A 22,264-nucleotide genomic window follows, 5' to 3' on the forward strand; every position below is an offset into this window, starting at 1 on the left:
AACCAGGGTGGTTAAAGCCCCTGGCTGCCTAAGAATATTTTATAATTGCTGTACTGTGCTGATGGTTGATAGGCTGTACCCTGCCTGTTGAAATACCTGTCGCTCCTGAAGATATTTTCATCTACACCTCCTTTCTGATAAGCAGTATACAGGGTCTCTACAATAGCGTAGGTATCCTTATCGTCTACCTGGCTCCGCACGGAGGCATCATACAATTGCCCGGCTTTCATCACAGTCACCATTTTGCCGATAAGTCCTGTTTCCTTACTAATGAACCACGACAGGCTCTTGTAGGTGGGATGCCCGGTAAAATCGACCTGAACAATTTGTTCGGCATTAGTTTCCCAGATGGTGGAATGGATGCCCTGGCCATTCCGGATCAGGCTATCGAAGGCGTGCAAAGCCTGCGGCCCCATTGCCTGCATAGCCATTGAAGCTGCCATGTCCTTATTGGGCCTGGCGAGGTAGATCAACTTATCCTCCTTGAAGATCATGATCTGGTAATCTGCATTTAGCACACATTCTGTTTGGGCCATACTGTACCAATATTGCTGGCCACTGATGATTACCCGTCCTTCCATCGAGTCGAGGTACACCCCCGGTCTATCGGCTGCTGCATAGCGGTAGTTAACTGCAAAACTTAACTGTGGCAGCTGCCTGTAGGTCGATACCAGTTGCCCGATGGCCCTGATCGCCGCTTCTTTGGCATCTTCCCGGGATTGGGCTATCGAAAGGGTGGGTACCAACAGGATAAATAATATTATTTTCTTCATCACGGGTTCAGTTTAGGGTTTTAACAAAGCGCTCCTGGTTTCCTGGATCGTTTTAATTCCACGCACCGTTTCTTTTTTAGTCCTGATCAATGTACCCTCATCATCATACTCATAGAACGCAGCATAATTGTTCTCATCCAGCTCTGCCATCAGGCGCAGATTCACGGGATGGTATACAAAGGACTTCATATTGGCATTGAAAGGATGGATGCGCAAGTCGTCGAAAAAAACATCTGTGGATGCGGTGGCCTGCAGGCTTACACTCAACAAGCTTACATCTGCCGGGATGGTGAATACGCCTTCGTAGCGTTGCCATCCTTCGATGATATTGCCGCTGGGTTTAAACTCTATCGAGCTGCTGCTTTCACCGAACACTACCAGGATGCGGTTATTTATATAAGAAATACCTGTACACTCCTGTGCTTCCTTTACCCAGGCACTGATGACCATCCTGCGGCCAGGTACCGGCGTAAATACAGGCAACAATACCTGTTCGGAGGTTTTGATCTTATCCAGCGCCGTTGAAGAACAAACCGGTTTAGTACCGATGCTTAGTTTTGGCACTGCCGTGTCGGCCGAAGCAGGGGCCAGTTTGAAGCCTACACCTACCGAATTACCTGCTGGTATGTGCAAGCTGCTCTTACCACTATGCTTTTGCAGGGTATCGATATAATTCTTATAGACCGAGAAGTCGAAGTGCCGGCCAATGGGACAGGCGGTATCACAGGTTTGTGTTACGAAACCATAATCTTCGAAACCTTCAAATGCTGCTTCTCTGAAACGGCTGTTCTGAACCACGGATACAGGCAGTGTTTGGTTGTAACCATACTGTCCGGAATTATAACGTCCTAATGGATCTTTGTTTTCCAGTTCAGACCCTTTACGACTGAACAAGGTGCCTTCTTCATTCCATACCCAATGGGCTGTATCGTACTGTGGCCTAAGTATTCCGGAAGCAAATTGCCAGAAGGAGGTGAACTCATTATAGATGCCATCTTTGCGGATGTTGGTAGCCACGGCAGGCTTGCTCTGTGCCCTTTGTCCATAATAGGTATAGGCCCTGTGTCCGCGCCAGTTGCCAAGTATGCCGGTCACATACGGATTGATGGCGGTATCCTTTACCATACTGTAGCAGGTTTCGGTGATCGAAGTATCCATGGGAAGCGGTATGGTTTGGCGGCATACAAATTGTGAAGCTTCCCCGGTTGCCAGTGAATAGCCGAGCGGACAACTATAGGAAACAGGGAAGGTACTATCGACAACATCTTTTGTTGAAAAGATGAGGCTCAGATCGGCATAAGATTTTGCTGCAATTAACTCGCCTTCACTATTATCATATACCTCCAATCCAAACCCTGTGATGGTTCCCTGGGCATCGCGGCCCTCAATCTTAATTGTATGGTACCCTTTCTTAAAGCTACGGGGGAACACGTGCCATATCTGAAAGTTCTCCAATTCGGTATTGAAGACGTTATCCTGGTGAAACAATGAGTCATCAATGGTTAGCTTAATAAAATTGTCTGCCGCAAATCCCAGGTAATACAATCCATCATGTGGGAAATAGACAGGTGCTGTAAAACCAAACCATCCATTGGGGGGTATCTGTTCCGGATTGCATGACCACACCACCGTACGATTAAGCGGTCCTAATGAGTCCTGGATAGCCATAGCCTGGACTGCCATTGCTTTCATGGCCGTGCGCCTGGTCGTACTATCTGTGGCCGTCGCCATCTTTAAGGCGGTATTAACCGGAGCACCCGGAGATGCTAAGGGAGGTGGTGTCTGGCAATATCCGCTCCAATTTGTACTGATATAGTTGATCCAGAAACTGTCCGTTGGGTTTATGCGTGACCTAATGTAGGGAGTATTATTTTGACCGTACAATTGATAAATATAAGTTCCACAAGTTGAGTAGCGGGCGTTGCCTGGTGCTTTGCAAACAGTGTAGGTCTGGCCTATCTGAACTGCCGTATCCTTGATACATCCTCCCTGCTCTTCCGAATAGCTATATCCCTGAGGGCATGATCCCGGTGTGATCAATCTTGTTCGCTTCAATATATTCCTGTCCTCTGTTTTCCAGAGTTGCTTTTGTTCCGCAGCAGTTGCCGCAATTACTTCCGAAGCGGTGTTTATCCGTAATTCATAATCACCCGATGCATTTCGGACGATCGGCGGTTTCAGCGTTGTGACTGCGCCCACCGAACCAGCCATATTCCGGCGGCCCGACCGGATGATCTTCAACCGGATGTCGAACCCATTATAAGGCTTCCCTTCGCGATCAATAAAATAGAGGGATCGTGCGCCTCCATTGGCCACACTACTATCGAACGACCATATCTTATTGTAAGTGGGGAAGGTTGAAAATTCGTCATTGCAATTAGCGCCCCCGGTCTTTTGCTTGCCCGCCACCAAAATTTCATCGCCGCTACTGAACAAGCTGTCAAGACGGGCGTTGCCATTCTCTATCTTTCCTTCCCGGATGGTAATGCCATTCAATACCACGTCGATATTCTTATAAGCCATACCCGTACCGTCATAGGCCCAATGCGATGGCCAGTTGAAAGTGTATACGGGGTCATTGTATTCGTTCTGGGTACGGTTAAGCAAAGCTTCTCCGGTCTCGCTGTCGTACAGGACATCTTTGGTAGATATTTTACTGCCTTTGTTGATCTGGATCACACTATCCAGGATACCATATCGCTGGATGACCTTCGTTGTGGCAACCGACCGGTATATATTCTCCTCACGTTGCGCCAGGTTCAGGAAGGAAGGAATCAGGAAGAACGGAGGCAGGAAGGGAACTGAGAACATTTCCGTATTCAGGTTCACATTATAGCCATTGGTAATGGAATACTGCTCCCGCATATCCACCATCAACTCCACATCTTTACCGATCACGGCATTTGAATCGATCTCTCCATTGGCGTTTATTACCATGGCCTTATTGCTCAGGCGCTTGTGCTCGGCTTTCGGATCTTCCACGCGGTAAATTTGCTCGTTGTAGCTCAACGGGTTTTCCGGATCTGTTTCTGCAAACACGGCTTTTGAGCGCATCTTACCGTGCATGTCATTCAGCTCTACCTTGAAACCCTGGGACAGTGAAATATAATGTTTGGCATTTACGCGCAGCAGGTTGGCAAGCGCCGGCTTGTATCTCTTCTTGGTTTCATTGTCGATCAGCGTGCGATCGGTATAGGTCGGGAAGTCATAGGCCGTATAAAACCTCGTATCTTCATAACCATTGGCCGATTTCTTATTCTTATGATGGATGGTACGCACCCGTACGCGGCTGTAACCTATGCCCGGAGATGGAAAGAAGGTCTCTCCCAGGGGTTCTTCGGTGTAACCCAGGGTCACGGGGCCTAGTGCACTTACCTTTTCAACGTATTCGATCGGTTCCCGGAATGGATTTTCCTCACCCCCCAGGGCCGGCTCGTAAACCGCCACGCCACTACTGATGGTCACTTTCTTTCCGTTCACTTCTTTTTGATCGGTATAACTATACTCTTGTCCATATACTGCTGCACGCTGATTGGTCATCTTATCCCAGTTGTCATAGGTAAGTATGCGCTTCACCCGGTGCCCGCCGCCATACTTTTTACCCAGGGGATCATTCAACCTGACGAAACTGCGCAAGGTATCGATCTTAGTAGCCCAACGACGGTTACGTGCCTGTGCATCGAAGGAACTGAACGCGCCCACGATATTGGTAGCCATCGATAAGAGCATCTTCACCGCCTCGGCCATGTCGAGGTCCGAACCCGTTTCGGATCCCGGATATGCTTTCGAAGGCAGGTTGAGCCGCAGGAACTGGATGGCGGCCTTCGCCAGCGGACTGTAACTGCCATCTCCATCACCTTTCAGGGAAATGCCGGCCAACTTGACCCATATTACATTGTTATTCACTTTGCCAAATCCACCAGTGACAGCCAGGTCTGCATAACAGCTCACGGTTTCATAACCCGAGCCATAATTGTCGCCCGGCATCTCAACGTTTAGTTTAAAATATAATTTGTTTACACCATACAGGTATTTGAAATAAGCATCCGCTGCGTCGGTTACTGGTGTTGGTACGCGTATGTATACATATAGCTGATCGCTGCTGCGTGTATGTAACAGGTTGCCAGGTTGCGCCGGCATGGTGGAAGAATTGCCCAGACCAATGATCCGGAATAACTGCATAGCTTTCCGGTTCTGCACATAAGCATAATCATCGCTTTCATAATCCACTTTTAGCGAGCCGCCGGAAGGAAGTTTGACAGAGTCAAGCGCCCAGGCAGCAGCATTACGCGCAGCCTTTATACTGTCTTGCAGTGCGTATGGATAATCCATATTGGAGATCACATTGCCGGCAGTGGAACCGGGGTTCTCCAGCGGGTCTTTGAAATTGCCCCAACGATCGTACGACTTACCGTTATACGAAGGGTTCTTCGAATTGTAATGGAAGACATAAGGATTTTCCTTGCCCTTCTTATTGCCATTGTAAGTAAAATAAACGCTGTCGAGTGTAAGTTTTCCTGTGCCGGGTCCGTATACACCCGGGCACAGCTCATAGGTATACCTGAAATGAACTGTTTTGATCGGACGGGCAGCCGTTCCCTTGCGGGCGAAATCGGCCTTGCTGTACAGATTAATTTCTTTCAGGCGTTTGGAGTAGCCATTGTTGATCCGCGTGCCCTGCTCATTATTGGCAGGCAGATCACTACGGCCCTCCACGGTGAATGTGGCGACCATGGTCTTGGATTCAATAGAATGCAGGTACCACAACTCTTTTTCACCGTACACATAATTGCCCTTATCATCGCGGTGATCGGTCTTCAATCCTTCCGAATAAGATACGCTATCCGCAACACCCGGCGCACGCCACTGGAAAGGGTTCGTGATCCCTGCTATCTTACTGTAATTGAATTTTACGGCATCACCGATGTCATCCTCTGTAATTCCGTTGCCGGTAACATCTGAGTAATCGGGCGACAGGATTGCAGTGAGCAGGAATGAGTGTGCATAGGCAGGCACTTCTTCGCTGTTGTAATACCAGTCCTTCCCATTGGTATTGTTACGCGTGTTGTCATAGCCATGGTTATAGCCTGCAAGGCCGGTCTCTTTATTACCACGGTGCTGCTCGCCATTTACTGAAAAAGTAACTTCTTTCTGTTTGAGGTTATAGACGGGGATGCCATAGATGTACCGGCGTCCGTCATTATTCAATACATCGATCTCTGAGAGGTGATTTTCCTTGCGGAACCTGTTGACCCGCTTTTCCCTTACGAGGAAATCATTGATGGTATAGGTATCGATGGTGGCAGGGGTATATAGAAAGGTATCAGGAATAATATGTTCTGTTCTTCCGGGATACGACCACCTCAACCTGGCAGAGGCCTTGCCTTTTCTTTCAAAATACTCCACCTTGATGGAGTAGAATTCGCCTTCAATGAGATTCAGGTGCACGCTGTCCTTGTGTGCAGCATGGTCGCGCCAGTCGTTGATCCATAAGGAATCATTCACCCAAAGACGTATCCCATCGTCCGATTCTGTAATGAAGGTATACTTCCCGGTGGCGGGGGCTTTCACCCTACCCAACCAACGGATGGAAAAATAGTTATCGGGAAATCCATTTGTAAAGGGGGGAGAAACAGGTATATTGGGTGCTCCTTTGCCCCAATCCACATTGATCGTTTTATCTACCCGTGTATAACCTGCGCCGGTCAGATCGGTCGTCCGGTAATAGGACGCAGCAAGGCCGGTTCCCTTTCCAGTTTCCACATCTACCATTACGTCTGTACACAAACCGGCACTGAACTTATTCGGGGTATAACTTTCTATATACCTGGATAAGGCGGCATGTTGGGCTTCTTTTGCCGATAGATAAGAGATCACCTGTGTACGTTTATCACGCGCGATCCGCACGGCATTGTCGCGCGTAAGCGGGTTGCTTCCTACGTACTGCTTGTTGCGATAGCGCCGCAGGTAATTGGTGGCCAGGATATTGGCACTACTGCTATTAGCCTGGTACAAGCCTACTGTTACTACATCATCACCGCCTACGGTCTCATAGAAGCTTTTATCGTTGACGGTTTTTTCGCCGGGATTACGGAAGTATACTGATTGGAACGCGGCAGAATCTTTCCGGAAATTGATAATATTCTGAAGTGAGTTCTGCTCAAGCCAGGGGCCATTCTGGGTAAACGCCCTGTTGATGTTGAGATCAACGCCACCATGTACCATATCGCCCAAGCCCACATCGATACTCAATTTGTCGGACTCGTCTTTGGTCCTGATGAAGTGATCATGTATGAAACCAATATCGCTGCGATAGGCACGGAACATGCCACCTGTTCCTTCGCCTGTAATGGAAAAGGCATCATAGGTATAACTGGGGATCGCGATATTCGGCACAGCCGGTTTTTCACGATAAGGCATTTCTTTTTCCCGGTTGAAATCGAGCAATGAAGCACGATTCTTAGCGCCATCCTGGTAATGCAAATAGCCATATGCAGGAAGTGAAAGGGAACTATCCCGGGCTGCGATGTATTGTCTGGAAACGTAACCACTGATGTAAAAGCTGGGATGTACCACTTTAGCTTCGAACCCTACTTTGCCTGTAAATGAGAATTGTGAACTTGTGTAAGGAATGGTGATAGAAGGTGTATAGGATGGAGAAGCAAATGAAATAGCACTTGAAATGGAGCCGCCATAACTGCCAGATTGATTTTTTTTGTCGACACCCGATTGCCGCAGGCCTGCACTGATTTGCAGGGCTTTTAATCCGGCCCTTGAATTATAAGGTGCAGATACAGACAGGTTACCGGAGAAAAGACCGTTGTTGTCAACTTCGGTCTGAAATAGCTTCATCGACAAGGAAGGGGTGATGGATAGCCCATCCATGGAACTATTGGTGATAGACAATCCACCTGTTAAAGGTCCTTTACCTGCTTTGCCCGAATTGATACTGGCGTTGATCCCTTGTTCAATTCCCCAGCCACGATAATTGTTGTACACTACACCAAGGCTGGCCCCGAGACTCAATCCACCAAACGCGGTGTCTGTTCCTCCTCCTTCTTTTTTAGGAAAACCCGCTATCTCCAGGTCAGCTCCTCCGGTCACTCCTACTGTTTTGTTCTCTTTTGTACTTATCACCTTTCTGATGGAATCATACTGACCGTTGAAGTCATCGGGCAATCCGCGCAGGTTACGGGTAACTGTGCCGGGGTTGACATTCCACCCGAGGCCCACCCAGCTTGCTTCCTGGTCCATTGAGATACCAGCCCGATAAGACAAGTTGACAGGGTAACCGCCTACATCCAGCAGGGGAATATTATAAGAAAAGTCGCCGGAAAACAAGTCTACGAGGTTCGTATTGTTGACGGATGAAAAAGCCGCCATTTCGGGTTGCCCGGGGCCGGTGCCCTTTACGCTGGCAGGGCTTGCCACGTGCAAGCGGGGCGCTGCCATGTTAAGTGGTGAAGCACTGTATGCCAAAGGGGTTGATGCCATTGGTGGATCAAACCCATTTACAGGCTGGTTGGCAGTTGACCAGGTTGCCCGGTTTTTCAAATAAGGAGCATCGAGCCCATATGAGCTGACTGGTTTGAAAGCCAGGGGCATTCTTCCTTCACTTCTTGCAGCCACTGGTATCAATACCAGTTCCAGGTAGATAAGGCCCATAAAAAACCAGGCAATACATTTATGATAACGCGCCAGAGAAACTAACATGCAATATTATTTTAGTCGTGAATCGGCAAAATCGTGAATCGGCAGTTGGCAATCGGCAAGGAGTTCGTAACCTTTATAGTTGTTGAAAATTCCTTCGTCAACAACCTGTGTTAAATCCATTGCAACTATTTCCGGTAATATTTATTCCCTATACTCAAACTTCAGGTATCCCTTTTCTCCCCGCACATTCTCCACTTCCAGCAGGTACATATGTTTGTTGATCATATTACTGGTTTCGCGCAGGTCGACCTGGATGAAATTCTGTCCAATGCGTACGCGCTGTGCTGTACTATCCAAGGTGACCGGCTTGCGGCTGGCGCTGCTGATGTCGAACAGGCGGAGGTTAACAGCCGCACTGTTGAGCTCATTGATGTATTCAAACCGTAACACCCCGGTACAGATGGTAAAAGCGGCGTCTTCTTCGCGGTGCAGTTTGGCAAAATAACCGGTACCCATCCCCACGACGGTATCCGGCTGGTTTTGCCTTACCCGGAAACTCCATACCTCACTATTGCCGATTGGCGCCAAATTATTCTTGGCGGTGATACGCCAGGCGTACAGCTTGCTGGTATCCAGTTCGGGTGAGGAAAGGGGGTATTGAAAATTGGTATAGGAAATATTCTGGCGGCTCAGCACGGGTACATTCTGTTGCAGGGCATCTGCCGGGCTTTGTGTAGCCTGCACTTCCACCAAGACCCAATCGTACAACAGACTGTTGAGGGTATTGAACGGGGATGGGGGTATCCAGGCAAAGAAGGGCCGGGTGATCTCCACCTGCTCTTCATCCAATGGTATCATCAACTGTGGCGGACTGATGGGCTCTATCTCGATGGTTTCACACTCCTCTCCCAGCCTGTCTACATAATCGCTGCCCACCTTGATGGCGGTATAACAGATATTGAACAGGCCAATGGGCAAAAAGCCCTCGGGGGAAGGATCTACTGCATACCCGGGGCTGCCGGAATTGTAGGTTATGGGCAGTACATCGTTCAGCTGTACCTGCTTAATACCTTTGGGCAACAGGATCAACTTGGAAGTGCCGGTAAGCACACGCTGGTTGTTGCGCACATCGGTCATCACCATTTCAATACGCACCTGCATATCCTGTGCGGAGGTATTGATGAGGGACAGGTTCCACAACTGTGGTTTGATGGTAAGCCCCATGGGCGGCAACTGCAGGTTGAGCACTACCTGGGCGTGGGAACTCCAACTCAGTATGAAAAACGCAATGATGAATAATATCTTTTTCATAGTTCTTATTTCTTACATCGTGAATCGGCAATCGTGAATCGGCAGTCGGCAATCCTTTGCTTCGATTCTTTTACTTCGATTCTTTTACTTCGATTCCTCTGCTTCGATAACAGATCTCTCACTCCGCTGCGCTCCGTTCGAGATGACAGGAAGGAAGGATCGAGATCACAAGGAAGATCGAAATGACAACGAAAATCGATCAACCAATTAAAAGCTCTTCACAAACTGCACGGTGGCCATTTCATTTTTGATCAGTGCTTTATTAAATCCCGGTAAATAACCTGATTCATAGCTCAGGGTAATAAAATCTTGTTTGTATACGCGCAGGTTGGCATTGACATAACCACCTGTTTTTACCAGGTCATCGTTGAGGCTATTGATCTTAACCCCCAAGCCTACGGAGCCCAGTTGTTTCAGGTTAAGCTGTATGCCCTCATCCATTACCACCATTCTATAACCCGGGTTGCGGGTATAGGAAACAGCTACCTGTGTAGTGAAGGCCTTAAAGAAGAACTGCTGCGCCCAGAACACATTGGTCGCGTTGAAATACACAAAACCAGTATCGCTGTTGCTATTGTAAAACCTGTTCAATACCACGGTAGAAGCGGTGCGCAGGTTATTGATCTTATAAATATGGTACATGCTGGCATTCAATACCTGGAAACGGTTTTCGATCACCTGGCTGTCGAGGGCGGTTAACTGGCTCATGGGCTGGTAACCTACGGTGATCACGGGCCACTTGCGCATTTTGAAAGTGGCGGTGAGGCTCTTGAACACGGTATTGCTCTTATAATCCTGGGGCAGGAAAGGATTGGTAAATTCATTTTTGCGCAGGGAAGCGGCCAGGCGCAGTTTGCGTTTAAAGAATCCCTGGTCTGCTTTCAGGGTCCAGCTTTCAAGTGCGTTGTTGGTTTGAAAACTGCTGAAGGATTGAAAGTTGGCGCCGGTATGTTTATAGAATCCTTCCAGGCGTGTGGCTGTAGCAGGTATAAAGGAATACACTTTAATGGCGTAGGCCTGGTTGCTATGGTCGGATAAGGTGAACTTGGTATTGCCCAGTGATGGATTGTTGCGGAAGTCGGGCGCCAGTGATTTGGCGACCTCGGCGGTAATATGGGTAGTTGGGTTTACCTGCATCCTGGCTTCGGCACTGAAACCAGTAACGGTAATGGAAGAAAGTCTGGACGCATTGGAAGGGAACAATTGTTTTTCACCACGGAAGGCAGACAGTATAAAGTAATTTTTTTCGAGTCTTCCGATACCTGCTCTTACGAGGTAGAGGTACTGCGGTTTTTTATTGGATCCGTTGACCACAAAATCGCGGTAGCGGTAGTCTACCAACCCCGCACTTACTGCCAGGTAATACCAGGAGTTGTATTCGAAATTAATACCGTTGACGCTGGTATTCTTCACGGTGAGCTCGCTGTAATTGGTGACGCTCCTGCCTACACTGAACTGGCGCAACCCCATCAGCCACTTGTATTTGGCGGGCACTTCCACCTTGTTCATCCCATATTCCTGCAACTTTTCGGTCCAGTTGCGGGAAGCGACCAGGTCATCCCATTTGCCGGTGACCATTTGCTTAAACTGTCGCACTTTAGCTTCGTTCTGTTGGTAAACGGCTTTCAATGAGTCTACCTGGTTTGATAACCGGTCATATTCGCCTTTGGTCTTCGCGTAGAGGTCCAGGAAAAAGCCGGCTGCTTTTTTCAGGGAATCTTCCCGACGGCTGTTCACGCTATCGGGCAGGCCGGGGCTCCAGGTGATGCGGGGTACGCGCAAAGTTTCATTGGCTTCTACCAGGCTTTGGGGCGAAAAAGTAGTTTGCAGGGATTGCCGCAGGTCATCGAGCTGCAATTTCTTTAAGCCATATAGCTTTTCGGTCAACGAATCGCGCAGGTTGGGCGCCATGGCCAGCAGCCGCTGGCGTAAGGAATTTTGCAGCTGCTGCTGAAAGGCAGGGGCATCAAAGGAGGCCTGCACATCGGTGATATCGCGGAACACGCGGGAATTACTCTGGCGTGACCACCAGGTAAGTCTTACGGGCAGGTGACCAGCCACGGTAAGGAACAGGTTGCCGGTAATATTGTGTTGTGCGATATCCTTCTCTACATAAGGGGTATCGATGGCGGAGCGGTAGTTGAACTGATAACTGATATAACCGCCATTGACCTTCAGCAGGGGCTTAGTAAGCAATAATTTTTTAAATGGATTGTTGAAGTCAAACTTCAGAGAGTCCTGTGGCAGGAAGTTCTTTTTACCGGGCAGCATGCCTTTGAGGGCGGCGCCTTTTGAAGTAAGCTTGTTCTTCCATTGTTCCTGGCGGTACTGGGCCAGCCAACGGACGTTCTTAACAGTGGTATCGGTAACGGAACGAAGGGAATCGGGGAGCTTGTGTAAACCCTTTTTGGCCGGTTGGGCAGTGTCCCTGGCAGCATTGGGTAACTGAGCGCTGGCTGAAGCAGTGGCCATCAACAGGACCAATACTACAGTAACGGCATAGGAAGGTATGTACGGATATGGCTTTCCCATATACGCAGTCAGGTTTTTGGCTGGGTTCACAAATAGAGGTTAATTCAGGTTTTTACCTGGATATGGATCTTTATAGTAAGCGATACAAAGGGTGATGCATTAAACCAGTGCAAATAAAGGAAAGTGCTTTGAATCACCTAGCACAAACCCGTAAGTGTGCAGTTTTGACTGATAAGTGTGTTAAAATCGGCAATAAGTGTGAAGCGTCAATTTACATCTCAAAAAAAATTGATCTATCAGTGCTTAAGCAGACACCTTATATATAGTCAAAATCAGATGGTCTTTCTTTCCCGTCTTTCGGACTATTTTACGATTTCGTACCTTAGTACCATGGATGCCGATATACATACCTTGTATACCTCCAGCTTTTACCGCATACTGGATTTCAAATGCCGGTGTGTAGACTGCCGTACTTCCAAACCGGAGTACAATGAGGCATTCTGCATCAGCTTTGTGCGCAAGGGCAATTTTCTGTTCAATATCTTCCGGCATTCACTGGATTCCTATACGGGCTGTGTACTCATTACCAAACCCGGCTACGAACGTACGGTCACGCATGCGCACAGTGTGCCGGATGAATGCACCATCTTTGAATTTACGGCCGGTTTTTATACCGTACTACTGGAGCGATATGGGAAGACGGGTTTCTTTACCAACAATGACCTGCACTCTACGCTATATAAGACCAATCCGGAAACAGAATTCCTGCACTTTTATATAGCCAGGCTCATTCTCACCAATACCGGCACCAGGTTGCAGGTAGACAACCTGGTGCTGGAAATGATCCACAAGGTGCTGGGCGCTATTACCGATCATACGCCGGAAGACGCCCTACACCCGCGTCTCAAATTACAGCACCTGAGCACGATCGAACTGGCCAAGCATTACATCACCGAACATTATACGGATGATATTTCCCTGCAGGAGGTTGCCACCCACTGCCATGTAAGTCCTTTTCATTTCAGCCGCATTTTCAAAACCTTCACACAAAGCTCACCCCATCAGTTCCTGCTCACCATCAGGCTGAAGCATGCAGAAATGTTATTAAAAGATACTGTACTGCCGATAGGTGATATCGCCTTCTCCTCGGGTTTCAACAGCATTGAACATTTCACCACTGCCTTCCGTCAAAAATACAAGTGCCCGCCTGCCAGGTATCGTACACAAGTGTCCATCACGCCCCTTTAGGGGCTACCGCTTTGTAGAAAACGTATTCAATGTTTTTTGTGCACTGTAGGTGCACCCCTCTGGAGCGTCACCTACGGCGCCGCATTAAACAACGTGATGCGTTTCTACAAAGCTGTTGCACCTAACGGTGCAAAAACCGCCAAAATACAGCAAGATTCCTTAAGTCTTCCGGAAAGGAGCGCTCTAGCTTTGTGCGAAACAAAACAGTTGTTATGCAAGCACAATTGATGAAGACCTTACAAAATTCAAGAAATTACACGCTCAGTGTAGCGGAAGCCATGCCGGAAAAGACCTATGATTCCAAACCAGCAGGGGCCGGCTGGAATTTCAGGGAATTGTTGCACCATATTGCTTATGGCATTCAATGGTGGGAAGACAATTATATCAAGGGCAGCAAAACCGACTGGTCGCCATCGGCCACCAAAAAGAATAAGCAGGAGATCATTACCTACCTCACCGGCGCTTACGATGGATTGCAGGAAACAATAGAAGCAGGTAAACTATCGGCCGATGCAGTGCAGGGTTTTCATACAACCATCGATCACATCACGCATCACCGCGGGCAGGCGGTATTACACCTGCGCTGCCAGGGTATTGAGCCACCGGAATACGTTTATTAGTCGGGAAGACCGGAAGTCAGCAAGTCGGAAAGCAAAACCAGTCCGGAGTTATCTACTTCCGGACTTCCGGTCTTTACAGACTTTCGGACTTTTCATATACATCTGTAAACTCCACACCCAGACCAGGCTTACCGGAGAAAATAGCTTTCCCCGCTTTAAAGTCTAATCCCGTGGCAATATCTTCTTTCAGTAACAAGGGACCATCCATATCCACATAATCCAGCAAGGGACCTAAATGGGCAATGGCTGCTGTACCAATGGTACTTTCATTCATACTGCCCACCATCACCTTCATGCCCAGGGAGCGGGCTTTCTCTATCATAAATCGTGCAGGTGTAATACCACTGCACTTGGTAAGCTTGATATTAATACCGTGAAAATGCTGGTAACATTTCTCCACATCGCCCTGTACCACACAGGCTTCATCGGCAATCAAAGGCAACGGAGACTTTTCAAACAATATCTTCATCCCCTCCCAGTTGTCTTTGGCCAGGGGCTGTTCAATGAATTCTACGCCCAGGGTTGCCAGCTGAGGTATCTTTTCCAGGGCTTCTTCCACCGTCCAGCCAGCATTGGCGTCTATGCGCAGCGTAGCATCGGTATGCTTACGCAAAGCGGTCACAATCGCAATATCCTCCGGAGTACCCAGTTTTATCTTATAGATGGGCCAGGGCTTCTCCTTCATTTTCTCCACCATTTTATCAATGGTGTCGATACCGATGGTATAATCCGTTAGGGGCGCTTTTTCAGCATCCAGCTTCCACAATTGGTACAAGGGCTGGCGGTAAAGTTTACCCCACAGATCCCAGGTAGCGATATCCAGCGCACAAACCAAAAAGTTATTCTGTGGAAAGAGGTGATGCAGGTAATGCCAGTAACGTTCCGGCTCGGTAAAAGCGAACTTCTCTACCATCAGTTGCTTACGCTCCAGGTCTTCGATCATTTTCTCTACCGGGATATTGTAATAAGCAATGGCCGGCGCTTCCCCATAACCGGTCACGCCCCGGTGCTCCAACTCCACTACCAGCGAAGGCTGGTGTGTTTTGGTACCTTTTGAGATCGTAAATGGATGACGGAATGGGAGGTTGTAAGTTCTATAGGAGACCTTCATTGAATAATGTAATATTTTCTTTTGTAGTTACGTTTTTCCTGATTTCGAATTTAGCATGTAGGATGTAGTTGTGTGCGCAGTTGCACATAAAGAATCCGAAATCCTATATGCTAAATCCGGGATTATCTTCCACTCGCCACTACCTGTTCTTTCAGGTCTTCATTGAATGCCTTTTCTTTGATCAGTTGCTCCAACGGTATATGCATCCGGTATCTCCAGTAATGCTGGGAGGTAGCAGGTACATTGATACGCTCTTCCTGCGGGTTTTCCCGGCGCGTGCCCTCACTGGTGCCCAATATATCCTGCAACTGAAATACAGCCCACATGGCGGGTGAATGCAAGTGCTGCAACACGATGGCTTTGTTGATCCAGGGTTCGCAAAAAACAGGCGCTTCGCCCCACTGTTTTAGTTCAGTATTGTAGAAGCGTTGTATCTTTTCACGGTCTTCTTCCCACCAGCCACGGATCGTACTCATGTCGTGCGTGGAAGGTGTTACCACCGACAGGTAGGGTGCATTGGCCGGGTTAAAGAATTCATGCAGGGAGTCTTTGGGCATCCGCTGGATCTCCAGGCTCAGGATACCCAGCTGTTTCATCACATGCGGCACACAACCCGGCACCAGGCCCAGGTCTTCTCCGCAGACCAGCATATTGGTAGCCCGCTTCAAAGCAGGCAGTTTCTTCATCGCTTCTTTCATCCAGTAATCATCCTGCCGGCGGAAGAAATAATCGATGTACAATTCTTTCAGCAGGTATTGGGTGTGCCCATCCAGGTAACGGAAGGAAGCGGTATTATCGATTCCAAACCGGAAATGAAATTCCTGTCCGTTGGACCCCGGCTGTTCAAATAAGATCACATTCGAGATCAGGTCATACAACCCCTGCCTGATGCGGCCATTGTCTTCCGTAAGTTCCAGGGCAGCAAAATAATGCTCTACCTGCCGTTGGGTGGCAAATTCCGGTTTCAGTTCATACGTACCATCGCCAATCGCATGCAGGAAGGGTTTGAACTTGTCGTTATTGGGGCCAAACATTTCCCACAGGATGGCATCATTGATACAGGGCTTGCAATAGCGGTAATGGTCAAACCAGATACCTCTTTGCCCAAACTCATGCTGATGCACCGTTATAGCGGGCACAAAATGCCCCATAATGCCTTCTACAGCATGAAGTGGAATACTCCAGATGCGGAAAAAGCCCAGGATATGGTCTATGCGGAAAGCATCGAAGTAATTGCTCATCTGCACAAAGCGGCGGTGCCACCATTCAAATCCGTCTTCGGCCATGCGCTCCCAGTTGTAAGTAGGGAACCCCCAGTTCTGACCACGCACCGCAAAATCATCAGGCGGAGCTCCTGCCTGTACATCCAGGTGATACAGTTCCGGTTCCATCCAGGCATCACATCCGTAGCGGTATACGCCAATAGGAATATCCCCTTTCAGAATAACCCCGTTCTTATGGGCATACTCAGCCGCTTCTTTCAGCTGCAGGTGCAAATGGTATTGTGTAAAATAATGCAGGGCTATTTCATCATAATGTTTCGACCGGGGCGAAACAAACTTATCGATCGACTCCTTGCTGTACTTGTTATGTGTTTTCCACTGGTTAAAATCGGAGGTTTTGTAACGGTCGCGCAGGCAACAAAACGCAGCATAAGGAACCAGCCAGTGTTTATTGTTCTCGAAGAACAGGTAGTAATCTTTGTCTTTCAGCCAATCTTCTTTCTGTAAAGCATACAATTCGCGGACAGCGCCCAATTTCAGCTTCATCACCGCCTCGTAATCCATATCCGGCAGCTCATTGAGCTGTTTTTGCTTTTTCTTCAATGGCTTGATGATATCTGCGTGTTGCTTGCCGGCTACCTGCTCCAGGTTGAGGTACAGGGGATGGAGGGCAAAGGCCGATATGGCGGCATAAGGATACGTATCAACCCAGGTGTGCGTGGCAATGGTGTCGTTGACCGGCAATATCTGTATCAGTTTGAGGCCGGTCTTTTTGGCCCAGTCGGTCAGCAGATTAAGATCGGTAAACTCGCCGGTGCCGAAAGAGTTCCTGCTGCGCAAACTGAAGACGGGCAGGGATACTCCTGCTCCTTTCCAGGTATCATTGGGCAGGTGTACGAAACCATCGTGCAGGATCGTCAGCATGTGCTCACCTGCCTCATCGCCCGAAGGGCCCTGCACGCCGTACAATATCCTGTTCTCGCCTGACTCATACCGCACAAAGCGCTGCTCCTTCGTATCGTACACCCCATATTTATAGGTGAGGGGGAAATCTTCTCTGGGCAAACTGAGTTTGACCGTCCACCAGCCATTGTCACGGCTCAACAGTACCGGCGCCTCCACATTCCAATTGCTGGTCTCACTGGTATTACCCAGTAAACAAACCACTTCGTGTCGGGTGAGCAGGGGCGCTTTGACTTTAAACAGGTGGGTAAACTTCTTAGGCTGCTTGATCTTACTGCGCGTGTGGTCGTTGAGCAGTACCTGTTGAAAAGGATCAGAATAAAAGACATTCTCATATTCTCCCGCATGGTTCCAGGTGTCAACCAGTTGAAGGGCCGTCACGGAGGATAGCTTATCTCCATCGATCACCCGGTCGCCCCATTCAAAAACGCGGAAACCGTCCTCATTCTTTAATATGTAATTATAATGAAGGGCTCCGGACTCCGAGAAATCGGTCTCGATGGTCCCATGCCAGAATTCATTATTCAGGTGAGTCAGCGTAAAAGCTTTTTCTACATCATGATTACCCAGGGCTTCCATATTGCCGGTAACCGCCAGCAATTGGCCATATTGGGTATGAAAGCGAACGTAAAAGTGAATTGTCATCATTAGGTGTTTTCCAAACAGCGCCCTCCCACACTGGTTAGGTAGGGCGAATTTATTACAAAGTGTATGAATTACGCTATTCTCCTGTCCGCGTTTTACAAACATGTTAGTGAAATGCGGTATATTGAAAACCGGGTAAAGTTTGCCAGCACTACCTTTCAGCCTAAACCTGACAGGTTTAAGTCGCCATAAGATATTTGACAGCAACTTGCCAAAACCTGTCAGGTTTACCCTAGCGGCGGGGTTAACAAAAAAAACTTGCTTACCCTTTCATAATTAACGCTTTCGTCCTACTTTTGCGCAAATTCTTTTGTACCATGACAGCGACTAAAAAAAACACAGGCCTGGCCTGGATCATATTTTTACTCTCTACTGCAGGCCTCGGATGGGCAATTGCCAGTCAATTTGAATACCTGACCCTGATCATTCCCATCGTTTGCACATCTTTTGTAAAAGCGCTGGACATCATCTAAGATCATTCCAACTTTTTATATGGGCCATCCTTTGCGGGTGGCTTTTTTGTTTTATGGCCCCCTACAAAAAAAGCCACCAATGATGGTGGCTCACAATCTATTAAGGATCAAATATAGTTAATTGCTAACAGCTGTCCCGCTCGCAGTGCCCGCAGTCTTTGTAGAGGAGGTTTCCAGGCGTTCTATATACAGGGATTGTTTTAGCTTCACCGCTACATTCTGCTCCAGGCGTACGGCTGGTATCCAGTCGGGCATTTTATCAAAAGCGTCCATGAGTTTGTCATTCAGTTCGTCATTGCCGCCCTTGAGCACTTTGGCAAAACCCGGCTTACCATGCTTGTCCACCACAAACTCGATCATCACATAGGCTTTCTTCTGGTCTTCGTCCAGGTATTGCGCCATTTCATGGCTTAGTTTATCAATAAATGCTTGAAAACCAGGGTTTCCACCTGGGTATACAGGCAATTTATTAACGACAGATACGATTTCCCCGGTAAACTCCTTCACCGGCCTGGGCTCTCTTTTCCTGACCACTTTTACCGGTTTTTCAGGGGGTGGCGGAATAACCCCTTCTACCACATAGCCACCTTTTTTGGATGTCATGATCACAGGCAGCTGTTTGGTACTCTCAAAATACAGGTAAGCATGCTTTAGCTCCTCCATCATGGGCGCATATTCCGGAAAATCCTTTACATGTTTGGCCAGGTATTCACTACTCTTCTGGTTCTTGAACTGGACCGGAAATATATGGACCGGTATAAAATCCTGTCCCTGGTTGCGTGCATTGGCAGCCAGGATATACAACTCTTCAATTTGCTGATCGGTGATGGGAATACAACCGGTGGTCACACAACTGCCATGAATGTAGATCTCTCCGCCGGGTTGCAGGGAATCACTCAGTATACGATCGGATGTATTGGGATAATTGAGGCCCAATGACAAATGGTACTGGCTTTTGGGATTGAACTCATTGATGTAATAAAACCCTTCCGGCACCTGGTAATCACCCTGCATACGCTTGGGACCTAAGGTTCCGGCCAATGCGCACACTTTATAGGTCTTGAATAATTTGAAAGGTTCATTTTTTTCATGCTTCACCCACACTTCCAGCTGACTATCGTACTTGAATGAACGCAGGTACATGTACCGGAATGGCCAGGCCAGTCCTTTTTCCATGAACTGCTTCATGAGTGTATCTTCTTTGCGTTTCCACGCATCACTTGTACGGGGAAAAGTCTTCTGGTATTCAACAAAATTGAAGGTAGCGGCGGAAGTTTGCGACCACACATATTCTCCGGTACAGAGAACCAATGCTACTATCAGTGCGTATTTCATCTGGTAGAATCCCACAGTTATTATAACGTATTTTAAGACCGGATATTTGAAAAAAAGGATAGATCCGGCATTAAAATTAGCACAAATGGGTGTGCAAAAATCAGCCCAGTTTGTTAACAATGTGAAAAACTAAGTGAAAACACGTGGTAGAAATACGGAGAAAGTCCGACTTACATTAAAGATTGCCCCGCAATTCCTGCTCCCGTTCTATGGCTTCAAACAAGGCCTTGAAATTGCCCTTGCCAAAGCTCTTGGCCCCCTTCCGCTGAATGATCTCAAAGAACAGCGTGGGCCTGTCTTCTACGGGTTTGGTAAATATCTGTAAAAGGTATCCTTCATCATCCCGGTCTACCAGGATACCCAGTTCTTTCAAGGGGGTTATGTCCTCATCGATCTTCCCTACCCGATCCTGCAGATCATCATAGTATGAGGTAGGCACCTGCAGGAACTCTACGCCACGATCACGCAAATCCGTTACTGTTTGCACGATATTGGCAGTAGCCAGGGCTACGTGCTGACATCCTTCCCCATCATAAAAGTCCAGGTATTCCTCTACCTGCGATTTCTTTTTACCTTCTGCCGGCTCATTGATCGGGAACTTCACAAACCCGTTCCCATTACTCATTACCTTACTCATCAGCGCTGAGTACTCCGTAGAAATATCATTGTCATCAAAGCTCAGGATATTGCGAAACCCCATCACTTCTTCGTAAAAACCCACCCATTTATTCATCTGGTTCCAACCCACATTGCCCACACAATGGTCTACATACAGCAATCCTGTAGGAGGAGGATTGTAGGTGGATATCCAGGGTTTGTACCCTGGCATAAAGGCGCCCTGGTAGTTCTTTCGTTCAATGAACAGGTGCACTGTTTCACCATAGGTGTAAATACCACTCATGACCACCTCACCCGCTGCATCGTTCATTTTTAGTGGCTCCATATAACTGCGCGCGCCACGCCGGGTAGTTTCATGCCAGGCGCTGGTAGCATCATCTACCCGCAGGGCCAGCATTTTTACTCCATCTCCATGCTTGTAAATATGATCGGCAATAGCATTGCCAGCCCGGAGCGGTGTGGTGAAGACAAAAGTGAGCTTCTCCTGCCGGATGGCATAGCTGGCGCGGTCTTTAATGCCGGTTTCCGGGCCTGCATAGGCCAGGGACTGAAAACCGAAAGCTGTTTTATAAAAATGGGCGGCCTGTTTTGCATTACCCACATAAAACTCTACATAGTCCGTTCCCTGCAACGGTAAAAAATCTGCAGTGGTACCAATAGTTGCGGCTGTTGCCAATTGACCAGGCATATACGAAAGTTTAAAAGTCAATAAATAAAGTCGTCAATCCGTGAAAGCGAGTCACATAAAGCGGAAAACAAACAGCAGTTTACAGGGAATCCATAGCCAGCGCTTCCATGAGCAGGCAATAGCCCATTCTCTTGTCGCTGAATAATTTGTGGTCGTAGTCGGGACGCATGACCACAAAGATAATTTTTTTGAGGTTACGCACAAATGTTGCTAACTATCGGGCAAGGTTTTAGGTCCCAATACCTTATATATCGTATATTTATACAGTGCTGTTTTTGTTTTGCTGCGTTACTGACCGGATGCCTATAGCTTCTTATTGTTCCTGAGGAAAGCATGTCCCCTCACCTGCTCTGATTAGCGCCCCTGATTTGAAATGAACCCGGTTCATAACCGGCAATCTATAACCAATCTCCAATTAAACTTCATCAGTTATGAAATTCTCGTTGACACAAAAATGCATGGCAGAATTCTTCGGCACGTTTGTATTGGTATTCATGGGAACCGGCGCTGCCGTACTGGCCGGCACGCATGTGGGTTTCCTGGGCATTGCTTTTTCCTTTGGCTTATCGGTCGTTACCATGGCCTATGCCATCGGCCATATTTCAGGTTGTCACCTCAACCCCGCTATTACCATATCCATGCTGGCCACCGGCAAGATCCCTTCCAAAGACGCCGTGGGCTATATCATTGCTCAGATAGCAGGCGCCATAGTAGGTTCCGCCCTGTTATGGCTTATTGCCTCCGGCAAGGCTGATTATACACTTGCCGCCAATGGTCTGGGTCAGGATGGCGTAGAAAGCGGTTCACCGGATGGCTACTCCCTGATGAGCGGATTGGTAGCAGAAATAGCTTTTACAGCTGTTTTTCTCCTGGTAATCCATGGCGCCACCAGCAAGAACAACGGGAATACCGCTTTTGCCGGATTGGCCATTGGTTTGGCCCTGACCATGATACATATCGTAGGAATACCTGTTACCGGCGTTTCTGTTAACCCGGCCAGAAGTATCGGACCAGCTGTTTTTGTAGGCGGAGCCGCCCTGTCCCATCTCTGGGTATTTATTGTTGGCCCCATCATTGGCGGTCTGATCGGAGGCGGTATCTGGAAGTTTGTGGATAAGCAAAGCTAATACC

The 22,264-nt window shown here is 48.1% G+C and carries 13 protein-coding genes; 4 read left to right on the forward strand and 9 right to left on the reverse strand.

Features of this window, described 5'->3' with window-relative positions; genetic code table 11:
- Positions 1-11: 11 nt before the first annotated feature.
- From D3H65_RS12255 to D3H65_RS12270, 4 genes are all read right to left on the reverse strand, one after another.
- Complete coding sequence (locus tag D3H65_RS12255) at positions 12-773, reverse strand: hypothetical protein (protein ID WP_119050591.1); 762 nt, start codon at positions 771-773, stop codon at positions 12-14.
- Positions 774-785: 12 nt separating this feature from the next.
- Entirely contained in the window at positions 786-8,486 is a 7,701-nt protein-coding gene (locus D3H65_RS12260; RefSeq protein ID WP_119050592.1) for a PA14 domain-containing protein, read from the reverse strand.
- A 141-nt stretch (positions 8,487-8,627) separates the two neighbouring features.
- Positions 8,628-9,737, reverse strand: a complete 1,110-nt coding sequence (locus D3H65_RS12265; protein WP_119050593.1) for a hypothetical protein — start codon at positions 9,735-9,737, stop codon at positions 8,628-8,630.
- A 207-nt stretch (positions 9,738-9,944) separates the two neighbouring features.
- Positions 9,945-12,269 (reverse strand): hypothetical protein, encoded by a 2,325-nt coding sequence (locus tag D3H65_RS12270; RefSeq protein WP_119050594.1) that lies wholly within the window; start codon positions 12,267-12,269, stop codon positions 9,945-9,947.
- A gap of 330 nt (positions 12,270-12,599) precedes the next feature.
- Here D3H65_RS12270 and D3H65_RS12275 point away from each other — a divergent pair, with 330 nt between their 5' ends.
- The gene (locus D3H65_RS12275; RefSeq protein WP_119050595.1) at positions 12,600-13,457 is read left to right on the forward strand and encodes a helix-turn-helix domain-containing protein; all 858 of its coding nucleotides are present in this window, start codon (positions 12,600-12,602) and stop codon (positions 13,455-13,457) included.
- 212 nt (positions 13,458-13,669) lie between these two features.
- Positions 13,670-14,077: a DinB family protein gene (locus tag D3H65_RS12280; protein ID WP_119050596.1), complete on the forward strand. Its 408-nt coding sequence runs from the start codon at positions 13,670-13,672 to the stop codon at positions 14,075-14,077.
- Between the two features lie 73 nt (positions 14,078-14,150).
- On the opposite strand, the gene D3H65_RS12285 is transcribed toward D3H65_RS12280, so the two are convergent.
- Positions 14,151-15,188 carry a dipeptide epimerase gene (locus D3H65_RS12285; RefSeq protein ID WP_119050597.1) on the reverse strand — a complete coding sequence of 346 codons (1,038 nt, stop codon included), beginning with the start codon at positions 15,186-15,188 and terminating at the stop codon, positions 14,151-14,153.
- Between the two features lie 122 nt (positions 15,189-15,310).
- The gene (locus tag D3H65_RS12290) at positions 15,311-18,019 is read right to left on the reverse strand and encodes a 4-alpha-glucanotransferase (RefSeq protein ID WP_119050598.1); all 2,709 of its coding nucleotides are present in this window, start codon (positions 18,017-18,019) and stop codon (positions 15,311-15,313) included.
- A 317-nt stretch (positions 18,020-18,336) separates the two neighbouring features.
- Here D3H65_RS12290 and D3H65_RS32925 point away from each other — a divergent pair, with 317 nt between their 5' ends.
- On the forward strand, positions 18,337-18,492 hold the full coding sequence (locus tag D3H65_RS32925; RefSeq protein ID WP_162915589.1) for a hypothetical protein: 156 nt from the start codon (positions 18,337-18,339) through the stop codon (positions 18,490-18,492).
- A 117-nt stretch (positions 18,493-18,609) separates the two neighbouring features.
- Here the strand turns inward: D3H65_RS32925 and D3H65_RS12295 are convergent, their stop codons facing one another.
- From D3H65_RS12295 to D3H65_RS33415, 3 genes are all read right to left on the reverse strand, one after another.
- Positions 18,610-19,827 (reverse strand): L,D-transpeptidase family protein, encoded by a 1,218-nt coding sequence (locus tag D3H65_RS12295; RefSeq protein WP_119050599.1) that lies wholly within the window; start codon positions 19,825-19,827, stop codon positions 18,610-18,612.
- Positions 19,828-20,002: 175 nt separating this feature from the next.
- Positions 20,003-21,133: a 4-hydroxyphenylpyruvate dioxygenase gene (gene hppD / locus D3H65_RS12300; RefSeq protein ID WP_119050600.1), complete on the reverse strand. Its 1,131-nt coding sequence runs from the start codon at positions 21,131-21,133 to the stop codon at positions 20,003-20,005.
- Positions 21,134-21,212: 79 nt separating this feature from the next.
- Positions 21,213-21,335: a hypothetical protein gene (locus tag D3H65_RS33415; protein WP_262707708.1), complete on the reverse strand. Its 123-nt coding sequence runs from the start codon at positions 21,333-21,335 to the stop codon at positions 21,213-21,215.
- A 229-nt stretch (positions 21,336-21,564) separates the two neighbouring features.
- Between D3H65_RS33415 and aqpZ the strand changes: the two genes are divergently transcribed.
- On the forward strand, positions 21,565-22,260 hold the full coding sequence (gene aqpZ / locus D3H65_RS12305; protein ID WP_211345669.1) for an aquaporin Z: 696 nt from the start codon (positions 21,565-21,567) through the stop codon (positions 22,258-22,260).
- Positions 22,261-22,264: the final 4 nt, after the last annotated feature.

Origin of the sequence: Paraflavitalea soli, from assembly GCF_003555545.1 — a bacterium.
Lineage (GTDB): Bacteria > Bacteroidota > Bacteroidia > Chitinophagales > Chitinophagaceae > Paraflavitalea > Paraflavitalea soli.

Excerpts from the sequence above, each read along its gene's own strand:
- D3H65_RS12255 (WP_119050591.1), bottom strand. The coding sequence starts at position 773 with ATGAAGAAAATAATATTATTTATCCTGTTGGTACCCACCCTTTCGATA.
- D3H65_RS12260 (WP_119050592.1), bottom strand. The coding sequence starts at position 8,486 with ATGTTAGTTTCTCTGGCGCGTTATCATAAATGTATTGCCTGGTTTTTT.
- D3H65_RS12265 (WP_119050593.1), bottom strand. The coding sequence starts at position 9,737 with ATGAAAAAGATATTATTCATCATTGCGTTTTTCATACTGAGTTGGAGT.
- D3H65_RS12270 (WP_119050594.1), bottom strand. The coding sequence starts at position 12,269 with ATGGGAAAGCCATATCCGTACATACCTTCCTATGCCGTTACTGTAGTA.
- D3H65_RS12275 (WP_119050595.1), top strand. The coding sequence starts at position 12,600 with ATGGATGCCGATATACATACCTTGTATACCTCCAGCTTTTACCGCATA.
- D3H65_RS12280 (WP_119050596.1), top strand. The coding sequence starts at position 13,670 with ATGCAAGCACAATTGATGAAGACCTTACAAAATTCAAGAAATTACACG.
- D3H65_RS12285 (WP_119050597.1), bottom strand. The coding sequence starts at position 15,188 with ATGAAGGTCTCCTATAGAACTTACAACCTCCCATTCCGTCATCCATTT.
- D3H65_RS12290 (WP_119050598.1), bottom strand. The coding sequence starts at position 18,019 with ATGACAATTCACTTTTACGTTCGCTTTCATACCCAATATGGCCAATTG.
- D3H65_RS32925 (WP_162915589.1), top strand. The coding sequence starts at position 18,337 with ATGACAGCGACTAAAAAAAACACAGGCCTGGCCTGGATCATATTTTTA.
- D3H65_RS12295 (WP_119050599.1), bottom strand. The coding sequence starts at position 19,827 with ATGAAATACGCACTGATAGTAGCATTGGTTCTCTGTACCGGAGAATAT.
- hppD (WP_119050600.1), bottom strand. The coding sequence starts at position 21,133 with ATGCCTGGTCAATTGGCAACAGCCGCAACTATTGGTACCACTGCAGAT.
- aqpZ (WP_211345669.1), top strand. The coding sequence starts at position 21,565 with ATGAAATTCTCGTTGACACAAAAATGCATGGCAGAATTCTTCGGCACG.